The 15,721-nt window shown below is 61.3% G+C and carries 17 protein-coding genes; 11 read left to right on the forward strand and 6 right to left on the reverse strand.

Annotated features, from left to right (window positions below; translation table 11 throughout):
- From F8N80_RS07695 to F8N80_RS07720, 6 genes are all read left to right on the forward strand, one after another.
- Nucleotides 1-636 carry a response regulator transcription factor gene (locus F8N80_RS07695; protein ID WP_150747779.1) on the forward strand — a complete coding sequence of 212 codons (636 nt, stop codon included), beginning with the start codon at nt 1-3 and terminating at the stop codon, nt 634-636.
- Between the two features lie 75 nt (nt 637-711).
- Nucleotides 712-1,806, forward strand: a complete 1,095-nt coding sequence (locus tag F8N80_RS07700) for an AI-2E family transporter (protein ID WP_150747780.1) — start codon at nt 712-714, stop codon at nt 1,804-1,806.
- Complete coding sequence (locus tag F8N80_RS07705; RefSeq protein ID WP_150747781.1) at nt 1,803-2,534, forward strand: hypothetical protein; 732 nt, start codon at nt 1,803-1,805, stop codon at nt 2,532-2,534. Before F8N80_RS07700 ends, F8N80_RS07705 begins: the two co-directional genes overlap by 4 nt.
- A gap of 21 nt (nt 2,535-2,555) precedes the next feature.
- Nucleotides 2,556-3,020, forward strand: coding sequence for a MaoC family dehydratase (locus F8N80_RS07710; RefSeq protein WP_150747782.1), 465 nt, complete (start codon nt 2,556-2,558; stop codon nt 3,018-3,020).
- A 65-nt stretch (nt 3,021-3,085) separates the two neighbouring features.
- Nucleotides 3,086-3,562, forward strand: coding sequence for a type II RES/Xre toxin-antitoxin system antitoxin (parS, locus tag F8N80_RS07715; RefSeq protein WP_150783620.1), 477 nt, complete (start codon nt 3,086-3,088; stop codon nt 3,560-3,562).
- On the forward strand, nt 3,562-4,020 hold the full coding sequence (locus F8N80_RS07720; protein ID WP_150747784.1) for an RES family NAD+ phosphorylase: 459 nt from the start codon (nt 3,562-3,564) through the stop codon (nt 4,018-4,020). Before parS ends, F8N80_RS07720 begins: the two co-directional genes overlap by 1 nt.
- 147 nt (nt 4,021-4,167) lie before the next feature.
- On the opposite strand, the gene F8N80_RS07725 is transcribed toward F8N80_RS07720, so the two are convergent.
- On the reverse strand, nt 4,168-4,632 hold the full coding sequence (locus F8N80_RS07725) for a YMGG-like glycine zipper-containing protein (RefSeq protein ID WP_150747785.1): 465 nt from the start codon (nt 4,630-4,632) through the stop codon (nt 4,168-4,170).
- Between the two features lie 102 nt (nt 4,633-4,734).
- Nucleotides 4,735-5,259 (reverse strand): transporter suffix domain-containing protein, encoded by a 525-nt coding sequence (locus F8N80_RS07730; RefSeq protein WP_150747786.1) that lies wholly within the window; start codon nt 5,257-5,259, stop codon nt 4,735-4,737.
- A gap of 118 nt (nt 5,260-5,377) precedes the next feature.
- Between F8N80_RS07730 and F8N80_RS07735 the strand changes: the two genes are divergently transcribed.
- The 5 genes from F8N80_RS07735 (at nt 5,378) to F8N80_RS07755 (ending at nt 11,831) form a co-directional block, all read left to right on the forward strand.
- Nucleotides 5,378-6,931 carry an efflux transporter outer membrane subunit gene (locus F8N80_RS07735; protein ID WP_150783621.1) on the forward strand — a complete coding sequence of 518 codons (1,554 nt, stop codon included), beginning with the start codon at nt 5,378-5,380 and terminating at the stop codon, nt 6,929-6,931.
- On the forward strand, nt 6,928-8,067 hold the full coding sequence (locus F8N80_RS07740) for an HlyD family secretion protein (protein ID WP_150783622.1): 1,140 nt from the start codon (nt 6,928-6,930) through the stop codon (nt 8,065-8,067). Before F8N80_RS07735 ends, F8N80_RS07740 begins: the two co-directional genes overlap by 4 nt.
- Nucleotides 8,057-9,091 carry a DUF2955 domain-containing protein gene (locus F8N80_RS07745; protein ID WP_150783623.1) on the forward strand — a complete coding sequence of 345 codons (1,035 nt, stop codon included), beginning with the start codon at nt 8,057-8,059 and terminating at the stop codon, nt 9,089-9,091. Before F8N80_RS07740 ends, F8N80_RS07745 begins: the two co-directional genes overlap by 11 nt.
- Before the next feature lie 77 nt (nt 9,092-9,168).
- The gene (gene ppk2, locus F8N80_RS07750; RefSeq protein WP_150783624.1) at nt 9,169-9,990 is read left to right on the forward strand and encodes a polyphosphate kinase 2; all 822 of its coding nucleotides are present in this window, start codon (nt 9,169-9,171) and stop codon (nt 9,988-9,990) included.
- A gap of 47 nt (nt 9,991-10,037) precedes the next feature.
- Nucleotides 10,038-11,831, forward strand: a complete 1,794-nt coding sequence (locus tag F8N80_RS07755) for a SulP family inorganic anion transporter (RefSeq protein WP_150783625.1) — start codon at nt 10,038-10,040, stop codon at nt 11,829-11,831.
- Between the two features lie 55 nt (nt 11,832-11,886).
- Here the strand turns inward: F8N80_RS07755 and F8N80_RS07760 are convergent, their stop codons facing one another.
- The 4 genes from F8N80_RS07760 to arcA form a co-directional block, all read right to left on the reverse strand.
- Nucleotides 11,887-12,249: a DUF5064 family protein gene (locus F8N80_RS07760; protein ID WP_150747792.1), complete on the reverse strand. Its 363-nt coding sequence runs from the start codon at nt 12,247-12,249 to the stop codon at nt 11,887-11,889.
- 12 nt (nt 12,250-12,261) lie between these two features.
- Complete coding sequence (arcC, locus tag F8N80_RS07765; protein ID WP_150747793.1) at nt 12,262-13,191, reverse strand: carbamate kinase; 930 nt, start codon at nt 13,189-13,191, stop codon at nt 12,262-12,264.
- Between the two features lie 156 nt (nt 13,192-13,347).
- Nucleotides 13,348-14,358 carry an ornithine carbamoyltransferase gene (locus tag F8N80_RS07770; RefSeq protein ID WP_150747794.1) on the reverse strand — a complete coding sequence of 337 codons (1,011 nt, stop codon included), beginning with the start codon at nt 14,356-14,358 and terminating at the stop codon, nt 13,348-13,350.
- Between the two features lie 12 nt (nt 14,359-14,370).
- Complete coding sequence (gene arcA, locus F8N80_RS07775; RefSeq protein ID WP_150747795.1) at nt 14,371-15,627, reverse strand: arginine deiminase; 1,257 nt, start codon at nt 15,625-15,627, stop codon at nt 14,371-14,373.
- Nucleotides 15,628-15,721: the final 94 nt, after the last annotated feature.

Raw genomic sequence — 15,721 nt, forward strand, 5'->3', positions numbered from 1 at the left:
ATGGCAGGTGCGACTGAGCACGTGGTGTATGTGGTCGACGACGATCAAGGCATGCTCGATTCAACGGTCTGGCTCCTGGAATCGGTTGGGCTCAAGGCGTTGCCGTTTACCAGTGGCGCGGAGTTTCTCAATGCCTGTGATGCGAGTCTCGATGCCTGCGTGCTGCTCGACGTGCGCATGCCCGGTATGGGCGGCCTGAACGTGCAGGAAGAAATGCGCGCCCGGGAGCTGAACCTGCCGATCATCTTCGTCAGCGGTCACGCCGATGTGCCAATCGTGGTGCGTGCGTTCAAGGCCGGCGCCCATGACTTCATCGAGAAACCCTACAACGAGCAATTGCTGCTGGACAGCGTGCAACAGGCCCTGAGCAATTGCGCGGCCAACCGTTCGGGCAATCAGGGGCACGACGCCTTGCAGGCGCGCTTGCTCACCTTGACCCCCCGGGAGCGCGACGTCTTGCTGCCGTTGGTGCAGGGTTACACCACCCGCGAAATCGCCGAGCAACTGGGGGTGAGCGCCAAAACCGTCGATCTGTATCGCTCGCGGGTGATGAAGCGCATGCAGGCCAGCACCTTGCCGGACCTGGTGGGCATGGCGATCGCCGCGCAACTGGTCGATCCACTGAAGCTGCGTTGAGACCGCGCGTTCTCCATCGAGGGTCTATGCTGGGCTAACCGATCCCCTACCTTGCAAATCTGCAAAGAGGCCTCCATGGAGCCCACGTCCCTCTCCGAGAAAGCGCTCTCACGCACGCTGCTGGATGTTTTGATTCGTGCCGGGCTGATCGCCGTACTGGTGCTGTTCTGCTTCGAGATATTCGCCCCGTTCCGCGACTTGATGCTGTGGTCGCTGATTCTGGCGGTCACCCTTTACCCCCTGCAAACGCGGCTCAAGGGGGCGCTGGGGCGCAAGGATGGCATGGTTGCAACGCTGATCGTGCTGGTTGCGATCGTTGTCCTCATGGTGCCGATCTACCTGTTGGGCATCTCGATTGCGGATTCGGTCGGACACTCGATGGACATCGTCAAGGGCGGTGATTTTCATATCCCGCCGCCCGCTGCGTCAGTCGCCACTTGGCCGTTGATCGGCGAACCCCTCTCGGCATTCTGGCTGCAGGCTTCAACCGATCTTCCCGACCTGACCGCGAAATACCTGCCGCAGATAAAACATGCCAGCCTGAACCTGTTGAGCAAGCTTGCCGGCGTCGGCATGGGTTTCCTGATGTTCATTTTCGCCTTGATCATTGCCGGGATCTTCATGGCCTATGGCGAAGAGGGCAGCCGCAGTGCGATACAGATTGCGTCGCGCGTCAGCGGCCCGGTGAAGGGTCCGAAAATCGCCGAACTGTGCACCGCCACAATCCGTGCGGTGGCGTTGGGGGTGGTCGGCATCGCCTTCATCCAGATGCTGCTGGTGGGCCTCGGATTTGTCTTCAAAGGTGTGCCGGGGGCCGGTCTGCTGGCGCTGGCCGTGCTGTTGCTGGGCATCATGCAACTGCCGGCGACCCTGATTACGCTTCCCGTGATCGCCTTTGTGTTCGCCACCGAAGGGGCCAGCACGGCGACGATCGTCTTCGCCATCTATGTTTTCGTCGCTGGCCTGGTGGATAACGTGCTCAAGCCATTGCTGCTGGGCCGCGGTGTCGATGTACCCATGCCGGTGATATTGATCGGCGCGCTGGGCGGCATGGTCACCAGCGGCATCATCGGGCTGTTCATCGGTCCGGTGGTGTTGGCGGTCGGGTATCAATTATTCTGGCAGTGGGTGCAGGACCGGCCGCCGGAAGGAGGAGGGCAGTCACTGTGAGTGCGCAAAATAATGAGCTGCTGGAACAGGTATTGATCGCCCATGGCGGGCTGGAACGCTGGAACAGGTTCAACACGGTGCACGCCACGATCGTGACCGGCGGCTCGCTCTGGGCCATGAAAGGGCTGACCCAGGACAGCGCGCCACGCCAGATGACGGTCTGGCTGCATGAACAGCGCGCCTCGGTCACCCCCTTTGGCGGGCCTGATCAATTGACGGCCTTCTCACCGGATCGAATCGCCATCGAAAGAACCGGCGGCAAGGTCATCGCCGAACGATCGGCGCCCAGGGAATCCTTCCGCGACCATGGCGAAAACAGCCCTTGGGATCCGCTGCACCGCGCGTATTTCAATGGTTACGCGCTGTGGTCCTACCTGACCATGCCTTTCCAGTTCACCTGGCCGGGTGTCGCCACCGCAGAAGTCGAGCCCTGGCAAGAGGGCACCCAGCACTGGCGACGATTGCGGGTGACCTTTCCCGAGCACATTGCCACCCACTGCGCAGTGCAGGATTTCTACTTCGGCGAGGACTTTCTGCTGCGGCGCCACGACTACAAGGTGGACATCAGTGGCGGCCTGCCTGCCGCCCAGTATGTGGGTGATTACGTTGAGGCAGACGGGCTGCGCATGCCGGGCAAGCGGCGCGCCTATCGACGCGGGGCCGACGGCCAGCCCGACACAGGGGCCTTGCTGGTGGCGATCGACCTCAGCGACATCGGCTACTCGTAATGCAACACGGAGGAATGAATCATGACCGTGCATGCCTGGGAAAAGCTCTACCTGGACGACCTGCACCTGGGTCAGAAATTTGAGAGCGACACCGTTCGCGTCGACCTGCAGGCAATGCTGGCATTTGCCCAGGCGTTCGACCCGCAACCCTTCCACCTCGATCCTGAAGCGGCCAGCCTGAGCCTGTTCGGGGGCTTGGCGGCCAGTGGCTGGAACACCGCGGCCCTGACCATGAAAATGCTGGTGGCCAGCGTGCCATTGGCGGACGGGATCATTGGCCTGGGGATCGAGTTGAGCTGGCCGACGCCGACCTATCCGGACGACGTATTGCGCCTCAAATGCACCGTACAGGCCATCGAACCCTCGGCTTCCAAACCGGATCGGGGCGTGGTGACGCTGCTCATGGAAACTCTCAATCAGAACGACAAGGTGGTGCAGCGGGCGACGGGCAAGCTGCTGGTGTTCAATACCCCGGCGCCTGATTGAACAGGCGCTTCACACAGCATATACTTCATTTGACTTAAAAAATAATTCATTTGAATGGAGTGGTCATGAACACTTCTACCGCCGCTCGGCGTCCGGCCCGAAAGAAGGATGAACCTCGTGAAATCGGGATCGCCGCTTTTTGGCGTTTCAGTTTCAATCGAGAATTGCTCAATGACTCGGAGCGCTTGCAGCAGATCAAGTCGGGATTTCCAGCATCGCTTGTCCAGGCCCTGCGCCAGACCTTCGACCTGCAGGAGCGCAGTGTTGAAACGCTGCTCAATGCTTCGATCTCTACGCTCGAAAGGCGTCGGCGTGAGCAAAAAAACCTGGATTCTGTCGCTTCCGAGCGTCTGGATCGCATTGCCACGGTCTCTCATCTGGCCGAAGAGGTGTTCGAGAACAAAGCCAACGCCGCGCACTGGATGTCGACGCCGAACAAAGCGCTCGGCGGCACTGCCCCGATCATGCTTTGCGAAACCGAGATCGGCGCGAGGCAGGTTCGGCGTGTGCTTCATGCCCTGGAATGGGGCGGCGCGGCCTGATGCGGGCCTGGCGCATCGCGAAGGCGAAACGTGCGACCGACCTTTCAGGCATGGGCGCCGCTATCGAGGGTGGGCGTTGGAATGATCAGGATGTACCCGCCGTCTACATGGGACTGACTCCGGCAATCTGCTGTCTGGAAACTTTTGTGCACGCGGGGGGCGAACCGACATTCCCGATGAAGATCACCTGCTTCGAGCTGCCCGACGATCCGGCGCTTTTTCTGCAGCCTGATCCGAAAACGTTGCCAGAGGGTTGGGCGAGTCTTCCTGCAGACCGCCCGAGTATGGATTTCGGTACCGCGTGGCTGAGGGCGAACACGCACCTTGGATTGGTCGTTCCTTCTGCCGTGCTGGCTCTGGAACGCAACGTGGTGATCAACCCCAATCACCCGGCGGTGAACGAGATCAAAGTGGTCGACGTGTTCGATTTCATGTACGACCCTCGCATGTTCGCGTAATGCTGTAGGAGCGAGGCTTGCCCGCGAAGGCGGTGTGTCAGGCAACAGAGATATCGGCTGATACACCGCCTTCGCGGGCAAGCCTCGCTCCTACAGGAATCGCTGCGGTGCACGAATATTGTGCCCAACACAAAACCCTGCAGGAGTCTAGGGGATTACCTGATAACCGCGCTGCTGCATGCAACTGGCATAGGCGGACGACGCGGCGGCCGTATTTTGCTCAGCACTCCGGCGATCCTGTCGACGATCCTGGCGTTGCCGGGCTCCACCGACAACCGCGCCGGCCACAGCGGCATCCTTGGCTTTATCCTGTCGATATTCCTGTTTGACATCATCATCGACCCGATCATAAAACTCGTCATGCTGACGACCGCGCGCTCCCGCAACCGCCGCGCCCGCGACTGCACCGGTAGCAGCACCGCGAGCACGCCCGCCTGATTGAGGGCTGGTGCTGGAACTTGTGGCACCGCCGGCCTGAGCCTGGCACGCGCCTATGTCCTGCTGGATGATTTCGGGGGACTGCCCTTTGAGCGGGGTCACGGTCTCGGCGGAAGCGCACAGGCAGACCATGGAGAAAATTGTAGCGACGCAAGGTGAGAAGGACTTGTTCATGATGACTCCACTGCTACCAAAGGGCTTTGCAGTTGCGGCCTCTGGAAGGGCGCGCCGCAGCCTGCTTCGCCCCCCTCATCAGATGTTCAACGCCCATTCGACTTAGACCGCTTCTGCATTGGCGACCCGCGCTTTTCGAATAAACAACGCGCGCACTTTCTCCCAGAAATTGCCTCCCAGCACGAAGAAGCTTGCGATCAGCATCAAGTCGCCCAGTGCCTGCACCTGCCAGAGGTTGGGCCTGAGTCCCGGCCAGAGGGTGTCGACGTAGGGTTCAAGAAATGCCGAGACCACTGGCACAAAGAACATGACGATGCCGATTCGATGCCGCCATGGACCCACTTCGACATCCATGCTGGGTGCCATCGAGGACACATACCCGAACAGGGTGCGCTTCAACTGCTGGAATCCGGCCTTGCCCATCACCGCAATGACGATGATCAGCAGTACCTTGTTACTGATGAACAGCACACCTGTCAGCGCGGCGATCCTTGAGCCCGCCACATCGGCAATCGCGGCAAGGGGCACCAACAGCCAGGAGCCCAACATTACACAGAGAATGATGATCCCCAATTTGAAGCGCCAGCCGGCTGAATGAGGTTCCACAGTAGCCTGGGTCGTATTCATGGGGGTCGTACCTTTTTAACCGGTCGCAACAGATTCGGGGGGTTAAAAAAGCTTAGCAGTCGTTTGCCCGCCTGGGCGTCTATGCTCCAGTGAACTTCGTCGGCAGGGAACAGCGTAAATGCAGTCACGTAGAGCCTTGCTGTTTCGGCCAGGCCGGTTCCTGCTGCTTGGCGCACTGGGTCTCAGCGGCTGCGTACGGCTCGGACCGGATTTCCAGGCACCTGGCGAGGCATGGGTCAAACACTGGAGTAGCCCGGCCCTCGAGCAATCCAGTCAACGCAGCCTGAACCCGGATCTGCGGCAATGGTGGCAAGTCTTCGCCGATCCGGTCCTGGATCATCTGATTGCCGAGGCGGATGCGCACAACGCTGACCTGAAAATCGCCGGTCTGCGGGTGATGGAAGCCCGCGCCCAGCTGGGTATCGCGCAAAGCGGACGTTACCCGCAGCTGCAGCAGGCCAGCGCTGACAGCCTGTACTTCAATCGTCGGCAATCCGGTGGCAGCAACCCGCAGGACAGTCATTTCTGGCAACACAGCGCCGGATTCGACGTCGGCTGGGAGCTGGATTTCTGGGGTCGCTTCAGTCGTGCCATCGAGTCGTCCGATGCCAGCTACTTCGCCGCCCAGGCCAACTATGAAGACGTGCTCGTGTTGCTGCGCGCGCAAATGGCCGAGACCTATTTCTCGCTGCGCACCACCGAAGCCCGATTGCGCGTCGCCCGGGAAAACGCCGAACAGCAAAAGCGCAACTTCGAGATCACCGAAAAGCTGTTCAAGAGCGGCCAGCAAGCCGAACTTGACCTGCAACAAGCCAAGACCCAATACCTGGGCACCTTGAGCACCATTCCCAATTTCGAAGATCAGCTGCAGCGCACCCGTAATGCGTTGGCTGTGCTGATCGGACAACCGCCGGGCGCACTGGCGCAGTTGATCGAGAATCAAGGACTGATTCCGCTGGTCGATCGCGCGGTGCTGCAGGAGGTGCCGGCCAACCTGTTGCTGCGCCGGCCCGATGTGCGCGCCGCCGAGCTGAATGTCGCCGCCCAGTCGGCGCTGATCGGCGTGGCCGTCACCGACTTCTATCCATCACTGACGTTGCTCGGCAGCATCGTCTGGTCGGCCGACACCCTCAGTGGCACCTCGCGCAACCTGGATTTTATCGGCGGCCCCAGCCTGCGCTGGAACCTGTTCGATCATGGCCAGATCAGCAACAACGTCCGCGTACAGGATGCGCGGTTGCAGCAGCTGATCGAGGTCTACCGCGACAAGGTCCGCCAGGCCGCACGGGAGGCGGACGATGCCGCCTATGGCCTGATCAAATCCCTGGAACGCGAACGCATCCTCGGTGAAGCCGAAACGGCCGCCAAGCGTTCGCTGGTGCTGGCCAGCGCGCAGTACCGCGAAGGCTACTCGGACTTTCAACGGGTGCTGGATGCGCAGCGTGCCTTGCTCGAGCAACAGGACAATTACCTGGTGGCCCGCAGCAACGCGGTGAGCAATGCGATTGCCCTGTACAAAGCCCTGGGCGGCGGTTGGTACAGCGCCCGACCCACAGTGGATCCAGCCACTCGCCAACAGATGGAACAACGCACCGACTGGGGCGATTTGCTGGAGGAGTCCGCCACGCCAGCCCCGGCCTTTCCGATGTCTTACCAGGGACAAGACCCATGAGTGAAGCCCCCCAGCCCTCGTCCGAAACGCCTGTCAGCCAAGCACCGGAACCGAGCGCCGACCCGTCGAAAAAAGGCATCAAGTGGGTGCTGCTGGTGATCCTCCTGAGCCTGGCCTGGTACCTGTTGGCTGACCGCTTCACGCCCTATACGCAACAAGCCCGGGTGGGCGCCTTTGTCATCCCGGTGGCTTCGGAGGTGGCGGGGCGAGTGACCCGGGTCAACGTGCGCAACAACCAGGACGTCAAGGCCGGCGAACTGCTGTTCGAGGTCGACCCGCAGCCGTACCAGATTGCCGTCGACCGTGCGCGCGCCGACCTTGAATCGACCCGCCGGCAGATCGGCGCCAGCACCGCCGGCATTGCGGCGGCGCAAGCCAATTTGCGCGCCGCCCAGGCCAATGAACTCAAGGCGCGCCAAGACAATCGGCGCCTGGAAGGCTTGTATCGCGAAGACCCCGGGACCATTTCCGTGCGTCTGCTGGAAGTGTCGCGCTCCAGTCACGAACAGGCGGTCAGCAAGGTCGCCGCCGCCCGTGCCGAAGTGCAGCGTGCCCGTGAACAGGAGGGCGGCAGCGACGAAGACAACGCCACACTGCGCAGCGCCGCCACGGCGCTGTCAAAAGCCGAACTGGACCTGGCCAACACGCAGATCCGCGCCCGCTCGTCCGGTCTGGTCACTGATCTGCGCACCGATGTCGGGCAGTTTGCCGGGGCCGGCAGCCCGGTGATGACCCTGATCGCCATCCATGATGTGTGGATCAGTGCGGACATGACCGAGAACAACCTCGGCCTGGTCAAGCTCGATACGCCGGTGGCGATTGTGCTGGATGCGCTGCCGGGCGAGATGTTCGAGGGGCGCGTGCGCAGTGTCGGCTATGGCGTCAGTGTCGGCCAGACACCCGCGCCCGGCACGCTGCCCAGCGTGCAGAACAGCCGTGACTGGCTGCGCCCGGCGCAACGTTTTCCGGTGATCATCGAGTTTTCCGCAGACTCGATGAACAGGCTGCGCGACAGCCGTGCGATCCGTGCCGGCGGGCAGGCGGAAGTCATGGCGTTCCCCACCCAGGGCAATCCGCTCAATCCCCTGGGCCGTTTGTTTGTCGCCCTGATGAGTTGGCTGAGCTATGCCTATTAAGGGCTCTACTGCGCGCTCGCCCCGGGCCCAACGCGCATTGCGTCTGGCCACGGGCACGGCGTTGAGCCTCGCCACCAGCTTCGGCCTGGGGTTGCCGATACCCTTTTTTGCCCCGGTGCTTGCGGTTTTGCTGCTGGCCACACTCAATCGACCGTTGCCGTTCAAGGCCGGCCTGGTACTGGCGCTGGCTGCGCTGTTTACCACCGCTATCGGCCTGCTGTTGATCCCGCTCCTACGCTATTACCCCATCAGTGGCGTGCTGTTGATCGGCCTGTGTCTGTTCCTGGCCTTCCGCTTTGGCCTGCGTGGCGGTAACAACCTGATCATGACCTTTCTGGTGATTGGCCTGACCATGATCTCGTCGGCCGGCGTCGCCGATTTCGAACTGGGCGCCTTGGTCATCGGGGCACTGGTCAAGGGGTTGTTGCTTGCGGTGCTGGTGCTGGCGCTGAGTCACTGGCTGTTTCCCGAGCCAGCCAACGCCCCGTCACCCCCGCCCCCGCCCATTTTGCCCGCCGACGAGGTGGGCCGGGTGGCGCTGCGTACCACCCTGATCGTGCTGCCGACCTTCCTGTTGGCGCTGATCGATCCCGCCAGTTACCTGCCGATCATTCTCAAGGCCGTCAGCCTGGGTCAGCAGAGCTCGACGGCGACCGCCCGCAACGCCGGCCGCGAATTGGTCGGCTCGACCCTGTTCGGCGGCCTCCTGGCCATCCTGTTCTGGTGCGCCCTCAGCCTGTTCGTGCATTTGTGGATGTTCTTTCTGTGGATGCTGCTGTTCGGCCTGGTGCTGGCGCGCAAGTTATACGCCCTGAGCCCGACCCGCTTCAGCCCGGGATTCTGGCTCAACAGCCTGATCACGATGATTATCCTGTTGGGCCAGTCGGTGCAGGACAGTGCGGCAGGCAAGGACGTCTACACCGCGTTTGCCGTGCGCATGGGGTTGTTCATCGTTGTCACGCTGTATGCCTGCCTGATGGTCAATCTGCTCAGCCAGCGTCGCGGCGGATTGATCGCCCGGTAACACCAGCGTCAACTCGATGTTGAGGGTGCAATCATCGACTAAACTCCTCACCTACTGGCACTTGTGAGGTCATTTCAATGGCAAAGGACAAGAAGAAAGCCCCCAGGATCAAGTCCGCTGAAAGCCCGAAACTGAAGAACAAAGACTACCTCGAGCAGTTGCGCGGCCTGCACGTCGAACTGGTCAAGTTGCAGGAGTGGGTAAAAGCCAAGGGCATCAAGATCTGCATCGTCTTCGAGGGGCGCGACGGTGCCGGCAAGGGCGGGACGATCAAGGCGCTTACCGAACGGGTGAGCCCGCGGGTCTTTCGTGTGGTGGCGCTACCGGCACCGAGCGATCGCGAGAAAAGCCAGATGTATGTCCAGCGTTACCTGCCGTATCTGCCCGCGGCGGGCGAAGTGGTGATCTTCGATCGTAGCTGGTACAACCGCGCGGGCGTCGAGCGGGTGATGGGGTTCTGCACCAAGGAGCAGGTTGCCGGTTTCCTGAAAACCGCACCCAACGTGGAGCGGGCAATCGTCGATTCGGGCGTCATCCTGCTCAAATATTGGCTGGAAGTCAGCCCGCAGGAGCAAACCCGCCGGCTTGAGGCGCGGATCAAGGACGGCCGCAAGATCTGGAAGCTGACCCCGATGGATCTCAAGTCATACAGCCGCTGGTACGACTATTCGCGGGCTCGCGACGACATGTTCATGACCACCGACACTGAACATGCGCCATGGCTGGTGGCCAACTCGAACGACAAACGACGGGCCCGCCTCAACATTATCAGCGATTTGCTCAGCCGCATTCCGTACGAGGACGTAGCGCGCGAGAAGGTGATATTGCCCAAGCGGCAGAAGCCCGGCGGCTATCGCGAACCGGATTATCCGCTACGACGAATTCCCGAAAAATTCTGACGGGTTGTTAAAGCCTGTCTGCGTTGCAAACAAAGGGCCGCAGTGCCATGAGCCAATTGGATAGTTCGCCCCCCGTCCCGGAACCGGGGCGGATCGCGCGCCGCGGGTCCAGCGACGATCAGACCGGCTGGGCCCGCTGGCTGCCGGGACTGCGTACCCTGCGCGGATATAAAGTGAGCTGGTTGCGGCACGACCTCGTGGCCGGACTGGTGCTGACCACGATGCTGGTGCCTGTCGGTATCGCCTACGCGGTGGCATCGGGCGTGCCCGGCATCTATGGTCTCTACGCGACCATCATTCCGTTGCTGGCCTATGCGTTGTTCGGGCCGAGCCGGATTCTGGTGCTGGGGCCGGACTCTTCGCTGGCTGCCGTGATCCTCGCCGTTGTCCTGCCATTGTCCGGGGGGGATCCGCAACGGGCCATTGCCCTGGCCGGCATGATGGCCATCGTATCGGGGGCGGTGTGCATCCTGGCAGGTATCGCGCGCCTGGGTTTCGTCACCGAACTGCTGTCCAAACCGATCCGCTACGGGTACATGAACGGTATCGCGCTGACGGTATTGATCAGTCAACTGCCCAAGTTTTTCGGTTTTTCGATCGAGTCCGACGGCCCGCTGAGAAACATCTGGGCGATCGCCACGGCGGTGATGGACGGCAAGACCAACTGGACCACGTTCATGGTGGGCGCCGCCACCCTTGCAGTGATCCTGCTGCTCAAGGGCCACAAACGCATACCGGGCATTCTGATCGCAGTGGCGGGCGCAACGGTCGCCGTGGGTGTGCTGGACCTTGCAGCGCGGGGCGGGGTGAAGGTGCTGGGTTCGCTGCCCCAGGGGCTGCCGGCCTTCGCCATCCCGTGGATCACCACCGCCGATATCGTCCCCGTCCTGATCGGCGGTTGTGCCGTGGCCCTGGTGTCATTCGCCGACACCAGCGTGCTCTCGCGTGTCTACGCGGCGCGCACCCGTACCTACGTGGACCCGAACCAGGAAATGGTGGGACTGGGCGTCGCCAACCTGGCCGCCGGTTTTTTCCAGGGTTTTGCGATCAGCAGCAGTTCATCGCGCACCCCCGTGGCCGAGGCCGCAGGCGCGAAAACCCAGCTGACCGGTGTCGTCGGCGCGATTGCCGTGGCCTTGCTGCTGGTGGTGGCGCCGGACCTGCTGCAGGATTTACCCAATAGCGCATTGGCTGCAGTGGTGATTGCCTCCGCGATCGGCCTGATCGAGGTCAACGACCTGCGACGGATCTATCGCATCCAGCGCTGGGAGTTCTGGCTGTCGATCGTCTGTACCGTGGGCGTGGCCGTGCTGGGCGCGATCGAAGGCATCGGCCTGGCCATCGTCATCGCCGTCATCGAGTTTCTGTGGGATGGCTGGCGCCCTTATTCCGCGGTGCTGGGCAGTACGGATAACGTCAAGGGTTACCACGACATCAAGCGCTACCCCGAGGCGCGACTCATACCCGGTCTGGTCCTGTTTCGTTGGGATGCACCGTTGTTTTTCGCCAATGCCGAGCTGTTCCACGACCGGGTCCTGGACGCCGTGGCGACGTCGCCCACGCCAGTGCGCTGGCTGGTCGTTGCCGCGGAGCCGGTGACCAGCGTGGACGTTACCTCGGCGGACATGCTGGCGGAACTGGACGAAACCTTGCATGGGGCGGGCATCAAGTTGTGCATTGCCGAGATGAAGGATCCGGTCAAGGACAAGCTGAAGCGATTCGGGCTGTTCGCGCGGTTGGGAGAAACGGCGTTTTTTCCAACCATGGATGATGCCGTCGACAGCTACCTCGTGATCCATCCGCAGGACCCGCCAGCGCCCCTGGACTTCCATCAGCGTTGATCTCCCGTGAAAGCGAGCCTGCTCCCGAAGGCTGCGCTTTCACGGGAAAACGGATTTACTCCAGATGTTCCGGCTTGACCGGATCCCCCGATTTCATTCCCAGCTGTACCCTCACGTCTTCGAATATCTTGTCGTAGAATTTGTGAGTTGAACCGATTTGGCTATGCACCTTGGGGATACCGTACTTCTCAAGAATCTTCGTGAAATTGCTGGCAAAGTTGTAGGCCTGGTCCTTGGGCAGGAAGAACGTTTCGCTCATGTCCTTGCCCTGGATCGAACCATGCAAGGTGAACTGCATGCCTTTGCCTTCCTTGGGGTCCTGGGCGACTTCATAGTCGAAACGCAGGTCGTAGCTGACGTCGTCCTTGTTCAGCGCATGGCGCTCGATGTGCAGATGTCCGGGTTCGAACGTTGCCATTGCCGTCTCTCCTCACAAATAAGTAATGCCGGCTGTCTCGGTGCTGATCCGGGTACCGGCCGTGCCTTGAACGATAGCCTCGATGTCCGAGAGTGAACCGATCACCGCGACTTTTCCAGTGTGGCGGGCGAATTCGCAGGCCGCCTGGACCTTCGGTCCCATGGACCCTGCCGCGAAGCCGAGTTTTTCGATTTCGTCGGGGTGGGCCTGGGCGATGGCTTTCTGGGTGGGTTTGCCGAAGTCGATGTAGGCGGCATTGACGTCGGTGGCGATCACCAGCAGATCGCTGTCCAGCTGTTCGGCCAGTAGCGCCGAGCACAGGTCCTTGTCGATCACCGCTTCCACGCCCTGCAGTTTGCCGCTGGCACCGTACATCGTCGGGATGCCGCCACCCCCCGCGCAAATCACGATGCTGTCTTTTTCCAGCAGCCACTTGATCGGACGGATTTCGAAAATGCGTTTAGGTCGGGGGCTGGCCACCACGCGGCGAAATTTGTCGCCGTCAGGAGCAATCGCCCAGCCTTTTTCTGCGGCAAGTTTTTCCGCTTCGGCCTTGGTGTAGACCGGGCCGATGGGTTTGGTGGGGTTCTGGAATGCCGGGTCATTGGCATCGACTTCGACCTGAGTGAGCAGGGTGGCGAAGGGCACTTCGAAGTCCAACAGGTTGCCCAGTTCCTGTTCGATGATGTAGCCGATCATGCCTTCGGTTTCGGCACCGAGCACGTCCAGCGGATAAGGCGAAACCGAGGTGTAGGCGGCCGCTTGCAACGACAACAGGCCCACCTGAGGACCATTGCCGTGGGCGATCACCAGTTGATTGCCGGGGTGAACCTTGGCGATTTGCTCGGTGGCGATCCGGATGTTGGCGCGTTGATTGTCCGAGGTCATGGGTTCACCACGGCGGAGCAGGGCGTTACCGCCCAGAGCAACGACGATACGCATGATGCAGTCCTTCTAAACGGAGGAGTTACGGGCGATACAGTTCCCTGTGGGAGCGGGCTTGCTCGCGAAGGCGGTGTATCAGGCAAAGATGATGTCGCCTGTTAATCCGTCTTCGCGAGCAAGCCCGCTCCCACAAAGAGCCGACCGCATCGGTCTTCAGATATCCGCCAACGCCGCCACCAGGATCGCCTTGATCGTGTGCATGCGGTTCTCCGCTTGCTCGAAGGCGATGTTGGCCGGCGACTCGAAGACCTCTTCGGTCACTTCGACGCCATTGGCCAGGTGTGGATAGCGCGCGGCGATGTCCTTGCCGACCTTGGTTTCGCTGTTGTGGAAGGCTGGCAAACAGTGCATGAATTTCACTCGTGGGTTGCCCGAGGCTTTCATCATCTGCGCGTTGACCTGGTACGGCAGCAGTTGCTCGATGCGCTCGTCCCACGCTTCCACCGGCTCACCCATCGACACCCAGATGTCGGTGTGGATGAAGTCCACGCCCTTGACCGCTGCTTTCGGATCTTCGGTGATGGTGATGCGCGCGCCGCTGTCTTCGGCAAACGCCTTGCACTGATCGATGAAATCCTGATGCGGCCACAGCGCCTTGGGAGCGGCGATGCGCACGTCCATACCGAGTTTGGCGCCGATCATCAGCAGCGAGTTACCCATGTTGTAGCGCGCGTCACCGAGGTAGGCGTAGCTGATCTCATGCAGCGGCTTATCGCTGTGTTCGCGCATGGTCAGGGTGTCGGCGATCATTTGTGTCGGGTGGAATTCAGCAGTCAAACCGTTGAACACCGGCACACCGGCAAACTTGGCCAACTCTTCGACGATGTCCTGTTCGAAGCCGCGGTATTCGATGGCATCGAACATCCGCCCCAGCACGCGGGCGGTGTCTTTCATGCTTTCCTTGTGGCCGATCTGCGAGGACACCGGGTCGATGTAGGTGACGTGGGCGCCCTGGTCGTGGGCCGCGACTTCGAAGGCGCAACGGGTGCGGGTCGAGGTTTTTTCGAAGATCAATGCGATGTTCTTGCCTTGCAGGTGCGGACGCTCGGTGCCGGTGTACTTGGCGCGCTTGAGGTCACGGGACAGGTCCAGCAAATAGTGCAGCTCGCGCGTGGTGTGGTGCATCAGCGACAGCAGGCTACGGTTGCGCATATTGAAAGCCATGATGGGATCTCCTTAATAGTCGATAGGGTCGCGAATGATCGGGCAGGTCATGCAGTGGCCGCCGCCACGGCCGCGACCGAGCTCGCCGGCACTGATGGTGATGACTTCCACCCCGGCCTTGCGCAGCAGGGTGTTGGTGTAGGTATTGCGGTCGTAGCCGATCACCACGCCTGGCTCCACGGCCACCACGTTGTTGCCGTCGTCCCATTGCTCGCGTTCGGCGGCGAAGCTGTTGCCACCGGTTTCGACGACGCGCAGGGCGTTCAGATTCAGGGCCTGGGCCACGGTGTCGAGGAAGTTGGTCTCTTCACGACGGATGTCGATGCCGCCCGGTTTGCTGTCGTCGGGGCGCAGGGTGAAGGCGACAATCTGGTTCACCACTTCCGGGAAGATGGTCACCACATCGCGGTCGCAGAAGCTGAACACGGTGTCCAGGTGCATCGCGGCGCGGGATTTCGGCAGGCCGGCGACAATCACTTTGTCGACCGCCTTGTGCTTGAACAAATTGACTGCCAATTGGCCGATGGCCTGGCGCGACGAGCGTTCGCCCATGCCGATCAACACCACACCGTTACCGATCGGCATCACGTCACCGCCTTCCAGGGTGGAGCTGCCGTGCTCCTGATCCGGATCGCCGTACCAGATCTCGAAGTCGGCGTTGGTGAATTGCGGGTGGAACTTGTAGATGGCGGTGGTCAGCAGGGTTTCCTGACGGCGTGCCGGCCAGTGCATGGGGTTGAGCGTCACACCGCCGTAGATCCAGCAGGTGGTGTCGCGGGTGAACTGGGTGTTGGGCAGCGGCGGCAGGATAAAGCTGGAATGACCGAGGAAATCGCGAAACATCTCGATGGTCTTGCCGCCGAAGCTGTCTGGCAGGTCATCTGCGGACACACCGCCAATCAGGAACTCGGCGATCTTGCGCGGCTCCAGGCTGCGCAGCCAGGAGCCGGTTTCGTTGATCAGCCCCAACCCGACCGAGTTGGCGGTGATCTTGCGTTGCAGAATCCAGTCCAGTGCTTCGGGGATGGCGACGATGTCGGTCAGCAGGTTATGCATTTCCAGCACATCGACGTTGCGTTCGCGCATTTTGGTGACAAAGTCGAAGTGGTCGCGCTTGGCCTGGGCCACCCACAGCACATCATCGAACAGCAGTTCGTCGCAGTTGTTCGGGGTCAGCCGCTGGTGGGCCAGGCCTGGAGAGCAAACCATGACTTTGCGCAGTTTTCCGGCTTCGGAATGGACGCCGTACTTAACTTTTTCGGTGGTCATTTCTGTGATCCTCCAAATAACAAGACAGTCGTGTTACAGGGTCAGAAAGCCGTCATACAGTCCCTGGCCCGCCACCGGCGGCCTAGAGAGTCTC

Origin of the sequence: Pseudomonas fluorescens (genome assembly GCF_902497995.1) — a bacterium.
Classification (GTDB): Bacteria; Pseudomonadota; Gammaproteobacteria; order Pseudomonadales; family Pseudomonadaceae; genus Aquipseudomonas; species Aquipseudomonas fluorescens_BK.

What these genes read in the sequence shown, in the direction of transcription:
- F8N80_RS07760 (WP_150747792.1), bottom strand. Translation starts at nt 12,249, where the DNA reads ATGGCAACGTTCGAACCCGGACATCTGCACATCGAGCGCCATGCGCTG.
- F8N80_RS07740 (WP_150783622.1), top strand. Translation starts at nt 6,928, where the DNA reads ATGAGTGAAGCCCCCCAGCCCTCGTCCGAAACGCCTGTCAGCCAAGCA.
- arcC (WP_150747793.1), bottom strand. Translation starts at nt 13,191, where the DNA reads ATGCGTATCGTCGTTGCTCTGGGCGGTAACGCCCTGCTCCGCCGTGGT.
- F8N80_RS07735 (WP_150783621.1), top strand. Translation starts at nt 5,378, where the DNA reads ATGCAGTCACGTAGAGCCTTGCTGTTTCGGCCAGGCCGGTTCCTGCTG.
- F8N80_RS07720 (WP_150747784.1), top strand. Translation starts at nt 3,562, where the DNA reads ATGCGGGCCTGGCGCATCGCGAAGGCGAAACGTGCGACCGACCTTTCA.
- F8N80_RS07755 (WP_150783625.1), top strand. Translation starts at nt 10,038, where the DNA reads ATGAGCCAATTGGATAGTTCGCCCCCCGTCCCGGAACCGGGGCGGATC.
- F8N80_RS07700 (WP_150747780.1), top strand. Translation starts at nt 712, where the DNA reads ATGGAGCCCACGTCCCTCTCCGAGAAAGCGCTCTCACGCACGCTGCTG.
- ppk2 (WP_150783624.1), top strand. Translation starts at nt 9,169, where the DNA reads ATGGCAAAGGACAAGAAGAAAGCCCCCAGGATCAAGTCCGCTGAAAGC.
- F8N80_RS07770 (WP_150747794.1), bottom strand. Translation starts at nt 14,358, where the DNA reads ATGGCTTTCAATATGCGCAACCGTAGCCTGCTGTCGCTGATGCACCAC.
- F8N80_RS07695 (WP_150747779.1), top strand. Translation starts at nt 1, where the DNA reads ATGGCAGGTGCGACTGAGCACGTGGTGTATGTGGTCGACGACGATCAA.
- F8N80_RS07710 (WP_150747782.1), top strand. Translation starts at nt 2,556, where the DNA reads ATGACCGTGCATGCCTGGGAAAAGCTCTACCTGGACGACCTGCACCTG.
- F8N80_RS07745 (WP_150783623.1), top strand. Translation starts at nt 8,057, where the DNA reads ATGCCTATTAAGGGCTCTACTGCGCGCTCGCCCCGGGCCCAACGCGCA.
- arcA (WP_150747795.1), bottom strand. Translation starts at nt 15,627, where the DNA reads ATGACCACCGAAAAAGTTAAGTACGGCGTCCATTCCGAAGCCGGAAAA.
- parS (WP_150783620.1), top strand. Translation starts at nt 3,086, where the DNA reads ATGAACACTTCTACCGCCGCTCGGCGTCCGGCCCGAAAGAAGGATGAA.
- F8N80_RS07725 (WP_150747785.1), bottom strand. Translation starts at nt 4,632, where the DNA reads ATGAACAAGTCCTTCTCACCTTGCGTCGCTACAATTTTCTCCATGGTC.
- F8N80_RS07730 (WP_150747786.1), bottom strand. Translation starts at nt 5,259, where the DNA reads ATGAATACGACCCAGGCTACTGTGGAACCTCATTCAGCCGGCTGGCGC.